Source organism: Moorena sp. SIO4A5, assembly GCF_010672005.1.
GTDB lineage: Bacteria > Cyanobacteriota > Cyanobacteriia > Cyanobacteriales > Coleofasciculaceae > Moorena.
This window is the reverse complement of record NZ_JAAHHZ010000312.1, coordinates 1-5,296: the sequence shown is the minus strand read 5'-3', so window position 1 is coordinate 5,296 and position 5,296 is coordinate 1. Positions and strand designations below refer to the sequence as shown.

At 42.6% G+C, this 5,296-nt stretch carries 6 protein-coding genes; 1 reads left to right on the top strand and 5 read right to left on the bottom strand.

The window, feature by feature from the left end; translation table 11 throughout:
- The 4 genes from pstA to F6K57_RS35810 form a co-directional block, all read right to left on the bottom strand.
- Positions 1-824 (bottom strand): phosphate ABC transporter permease PstA (gene pstA, locus F6K57_RS35825; protein ID WP_293072814.1); only part of this gene is annotated, 824 nt, incomplete at its 3' end.
- A 124-nt stretch (positions 825-948) separates the two neighbouring features.
- Entirely contained in the window at positions 949-1,806 is an 858-nt protein-coding gene (pstC, locus tag F6K57_RS35820; protein ID WP_293072812.1) for a phosphate ABC transporter permease subunit PstC, read from the bottom strand.
- Between the two features lie 319 nt (positions 1,807-2,125).
- The gene (locus F6K57_RS35815; RefSeq protein ID WP_293072809.1) at positions 2,126-2,644 is read right to left on the bottom strand and encodes a substrate-binding domain-containing protein; all 519 of its coding nucleotides are present in this window, start codon (positions 2,642-2,644) and stop codon (positions 2,126-2,128) included.
- A 7-nt stretch (positions 2,645-2,651) separates the two neighbouring features.
- Positions 2,652-3,962 carry a transposase gene (locus F6K57_RS35810; protein ID WP_293072806.1) on the bottom strand — a complete coding sequence of 437 codons (1,311 nt, stop codon included), beginning with the start codon at positions 3,960-3,962 and terminating at the stop codon, positions 2,652-2,654.
- Positions 3,963-4,023: 61 nt separating this feature from the next.
- Here F6K57_RS35810 and F6K57_RS35805 point away from each other — a divergent pair, with 61 nt between their 5' ends.
- Positions 4,024-4,203 carry a hypothetical protein gene (locus F6K57_RS35805; RefSeq protein WP_070395189.1) on the top strand — a complete coding sequence of 60 codons (180 nt, stop codon included), beginning with the start codon at positions 4,024-4,026 and terminating at the stop codon, positions 4,201-4,203.
- 172 nt (positions 4,204-4,375) lie between these two features.
- Here the strand turns inward: F6K57_RS35805 and arsS are convergent.
- Positions 4,376-5,296: arsenosugar biosynthesis radical SAM (seleno)protein ArsS (arsS, locus tag F6K57_RS35800; RefSeq protein ID WP_293072803.1), on the bottom strand; the 921-nt coding region annotated here is incomplete at its 5' end.

Here is a 5,296-nt window from a genome sequence, read left to right as displayed (position 1 = left end):
AGCAACACTAAAGCTGAGGCATAAGCATTAGCATTTCCCCCTGTTACATTCATCGACAAATCAAAAATATGAATCGACAGCGATCGCCCAGAATCCAGCAAAGACTCTGGCATCCGATCCACATAACCACTAGTAAAGATCAGTGCTGCGGTCTCAGCGATCGCTCGCCCTATGCCTAACACTAATCCCACCACTAGTCCCGGTGCTGCCGCTGGTAACAGCAAATTCCAGAGAGTGGTAGTGCGGGATAAACCAAGGGCAGTGGCAGAAAGGCGATAATCATCACTAACGGCGCGAAACCCTTCCTCTGTTGATCGAATTAGGATTGGCAACACCATACAGGCTAATGTCAACCCCCCAGACAAAATTGAAAAGCCTAGCCCTAGGGTTTTGCAGAAAAAGGCATTGCCAAATAGCCCAAAGACAATCGAGGGTACTCCTGCCAGTACATCTAAGCTACGACGAACCAGACGCCCGAAAATACTCTTAGTATCTGTGAACTCAGCTAGCAGTATTGCTGTCCCTACTCCAATCGGAACAGAAACGGTCATACATACACCTAAAATTAGGAGAGTGGAAACCAGAATTGGACCAATCCCTCCTTCCCGTCCAGCATTCTTTGGTGTAGTAGTTAGGAATTCCCAGTTAATTTGCCCGACACCGTGCCAGACGATATCACTCAAAATCCAGAGGAATACAGCAGTTACGAACAGTGCGATCGCCCAAATCATCACCGTTGAAACTTGGAAGTTGTCGATTGCAGGTTGGAAGTTGTCGGTTGCAGGTTGGAAGTTGTCGGTTGTCGGTTGTGGCTTCGTTTTCATATCATGTCAGGATAATTACCCTTAATAAATATCTCCCTATGTCCCTATGTCCCTATCTCCCTATCTCCCCATCTCCCCACCCTCTCCTTAATTATGGGTATTCAACCAGACTTGATATAAGTTCTTACTCATAGATTCCTCCCTTGCTGATCATTTCTGCAATTGCTACCAGTACCAAAATTATTGCCATCAGCAGCAAGCCACTGACAAAAAGTGCTGAGCGGTGATTGCCCATAGCGTAAGCCATTTCCAAGGCGATATTGGCAGTAAGAGTTCGCATCGGCTCAAATAGGCTTTTGGGAGTTTGCACCACATTGCCACACACCATCAGCACCGCCATAGTTTCTCCAATCGCCCGTCCTGTTCCTAAAATCAAGCCAGTAAACAACCCCGACTTAGCAGCCGGAAACACAACACCTCTGACTGTTGCCCAGCGGGATAGTCCCAGGGCTGCTGATCCCTGTAGGTATTCTGGGGGGACTTTAGCAAAGCTAGCGTCTGCGGTCAGAGCAATAGTTGGCAAAATCATCAGGGTCAGAATCGCAATTCCAGCTAGAAGACTGGCTCCTGGTGGCTGGAAGCGTCCAATTAACGGAACTAGCTTCACCAAACCCCAGAAGCCGTAAACAACTGAGGGCATCCCTGCCAACAATTCAATTAGCCGTCTATAAAGTCCAGCAATCGGTGGAGGCGCGTAATACTGACAAAAGACTGCAGATAGAATTCCCAGGGGTGTGGCTACTAGCATCGCCCCAGCCGTGACGAATAGGGTACCCCAAAGCATCGGGGTGAAGTTGTACAGAGTCTCGGCAGGATGCCAGGATGGATCGGTAAAAAAGGGGAGTAATCCTACTTGTCCCAATACTGGCAAGGCTTCCGTGATTAGGAACACAACAATCAGCACCACGATAGCACCAGCCACCAAAGCACAGCCTTGTAGGGTCGAGATTAGGAGAGAATCACTCCGAAAAAAATTGAGCATTTATAATTAAGAATTAAGAATTAAGAATTAAGAATTAAGAATTGAGAATTGAGAATTAACAATTGAGAATTGGGCATTGATAAGCTGGTCTTAATTTAAATTTTATTGTTCTGACAGCAGGGGAGCAGGGGAGCAGGGGAGAGGGTTTGGGGATTGAGAATTATAATTAATAATTCAAAGTTTGTGGCATTCTTAATTCTTCATTCTTCATTCTTCATTCTTCATTCTTCATTCTTCATTCTTAATTCTTAATTCTTCATTCTTAATTCTTAATTCTTAATTCTTAATTCTTAATTCTTAATTCTTAATTCTTCATTCTTCATTCTTCGAGGGGGACAAAGTTTTGCTCTTTAACAATGTCTTGTACCTTTTGCGATCGCGAAAACTCAATAAATGCTTTATCTAACCCAACCGGAATAGTTTTGGTTACTAACGTCAGGGAACGAGATAGCGGGAAAGTGCCGTTTTGAACATTTTCTGTGGTTGCCGCTATTCCAGCAACGGGCAGTAATTTAATCGGAACATCCTGTTTGCTGCTATATTCTGCGGTGCCAATGGAGACATAACCAATCCCATTAGGATTACCCGCCACTGTTTTAATCCCCTGCTCATTATCCCCAATCACCACATCTGCCTTAATCTCGCTATTTTTCAGCTGGAAGTACTTCAGAAATAACTCCAAGGTAGAGCGTCCCTCGGCTTTGTTGACTACTGTAATTGGTGCCTTCTTGCCTCCCACATCCTGCCAGTTATCAATTTTGCCCTGATAGATATCCACAATCTGTTGATTACTCAGGGATTGCACCGGATTATTGAACTCTCCCTGGCTTGAAAGCACAGGGATTCTAAGCGGATTTCACTTCGCGGGTTAAAACCGCGCTCCGTGAAGTTGCTTCACGATACGATTTAGAAAGTGAATCTAATCTGTATCGTTGTGGCAGGCTCAAAACTGCTCTACAGACCTTGGCTAGGGGAAACCCTAGCTGTGTCTCTACTTTCCTGAGGATGTTACCAGCCCCATTACAGTCGGCGTTAATTAATTCACCTTTTCGAGACCTATAAAGTCCACGCTTTACTCGCCTTCCAGATTCTTTCCACCCCTTGGGTTTCCCACCAAGCGTAGGTAGAAAATCATTATCTAGAAAACTTGCCTTGCTGGTATAGCTCTCTTCAGTCTCAATAAATTTAATACCGTACTCAATACATAGCTGCTCAATTCTATTTTTTAATTTAGCGGTAGGGATTTGAACAAATTGCTGATTATTTTTATTACCAATATTGATACCATCTTTATTCCTTTTGTTCCAACCGAAAACGACTATACTGATTTGATGTCTTATACACCAGTTAACAACAAATCTAGCCGCTTTGTTCACGTTGTCGCGCATTTGACAGTTGCGTCTTTCAGTCAGAGATGCTAGTTGTTCATCCCAATAGTCGCATTGTTTCCCTTTTTTGATTGCAGATACTCGCTTATTGTACCACTGGTTTTGTGACTTGACTTTTCTGCCATCTACGATAAAAGATTTTCCAATATTAGAAACGCAAGTTAACCAGTTATTGAGGCCGGGGTCGATACCTAATACATTCTCTGTAGGTGTTACCGGCTTTGGTTTTGGTCGCTCGTATACAAACTCCAGATAAAAACAGCCATTCCTGGGGACAAAACGATACTCTTTAATTGACTTGAAGTCTATATTGGATGGCATAGGTAGTAGAAAGTGATCAATGCCAAACCAGGCTTTAACTTGCTTTCCCAGGGTAAATTTGAGTTGACCTTTTACCAGCTTTACCCAGCGGGCAGGATAGCTAACTACAGATAACCCTCCTTTCTTACGATACTTTGGAACTCTAGGCTTATCTGTCAATTGCCCTTTGTCATACTTTTTCTTGAGAGCTTTGTAAGACTTGAAAGACTCAATGACTCCGTGTAAAGTTTGTTGAGCACATGCAGATCTTAATGCCCTGAAGTGGACATTTGTCTTCATTATCTTATCCAGTTCCGCGTTGTTAAGGTATTTGCCAACCTTAAACAACATTTGACGGCAATAATATAAGCCACAATTTGTTAACTTGTTGGCTTCCGAACAGATGAACTCTATGAATGCCTGATTCTCAGTCGTTGTAGTTATTAGGTGCTGCTGACATCCGTACATTCTATCGACCTTTTGTTGTGCTACATTAATTATATACCCGGATAATTAATGTGTCAAGCAAATGCCAGAAAAAATCAAGAAAAAAGTGGGAAGACCGAGCTTGCATGGTGTGCGAAAAAAATCCTATAGTGTAATGACTACAGAAACGGCCTGGAATGGACTAAAAGAAATGGCTAAAGAAGCCAATTTAAGCCTTTCTGAATTTCTAGAAACTTTGGGTAGGACAAAGCAGCTCCCATGACACGAGAGCCGGTATAAATACCGGTACGCTCCCCGGCCACCCAATAAATTAGGTGGCTAACTCTCGCTTGTTACTCCTCTGTTTTGAGTTCATAATTCAGCACTTGTCAGCAGTTGAATTATCATTGATATGAAAATTAATTCATATTATAATCAAAAAAACTCTGATTGGATCAAATCAAAGCACCACCACAACTGGAACCAGACCCTGCTGTACAGCCATAGCAATAGGAAGCGGTACGAATTTCCTCAATTATGTCTAAACTTCCTGCTTCCAGAAGTTTACTAACTGTCAACCTTTCTCCAGTGCGAGAGGTTGCTGCTACATTTTCCATCTGATTAAAATCGCAATCGTAGACATTACCCAGATAGTCAATAGACAATTCATTGCGACACATCAAATGCTGCACCGTACTGGCATTGAAACTGTTTTCTAGAAACACCATATAGGGAGCATATAGCTTGGTGCGTTGTAAATGAAACTTTGTTCTACCAACGGGGATATTTGTAATTGTAAATAGCTGGTTGAAGTCAATATCAAACTGTTCTTTTAGGAACACTTTATAATCCTTTTCCAACTTAACCTGATTAGGAGTCATAGAAAACTTTTCACTCAGTGGCAAGGAAGGATTGTAGACCAAATCAAGAATTAATTTGGGGTTTCTGCCATAGCCCAACCGATTCAGCCATTGAATCGCCCGAATCGAATCATCGTAAACCCCCTTGCCGCGCATTTTATCTACATTATCTTCCAGATAACAAGGCAAAGAAGCTACTACTCGTAATTGGTGCTTAGCGAAATAGTCAGGTATATCCTCATATCCCGGTTCAAAATAAATGGTCAAATTTGACCGAACAATCACCTCCTTTCCGGTTTGGTATGCTGCTTCAACTAATGGCTTAAAGCCATAATTAATCTCTGGCGCACCACCAGTCAAGTCAACGGTCTTAATTTGATGAAACTGATGAATCAGCTTAATAAGCTGGTCACAAATTTCTGGAGAAAGTTCTTCAGTTCGTTTAGGACCAGCTTCCACATGGCAGTGAGTACAAGCTAGATTACAACGCTTCCCCAGATTAATTTGTAAAACCGT

Coding starts and splice junctions, on each gene's coding strand:
- pstC (WP_293072812.1), bottom strand. CDS start 1,806: ATGCTCAATTTTTTTCGGAGTGATTCTCTCCTAATCTCGACCCTACAA.
- F6K57_RS35810 (WP_293072806.1), bottom strand. CDS start 3,962: ATGTACGGATGTCAGCAGCACCTAATAACTACAACGACTGAGAATCAG.
- F6K57_RS35805 (WP_070395189.1), top strand. CDS start 4,024: ATGCCAGAAAAAATCAAGAAAAAAGTGGGAAGACCGAGCTTGCATGGT.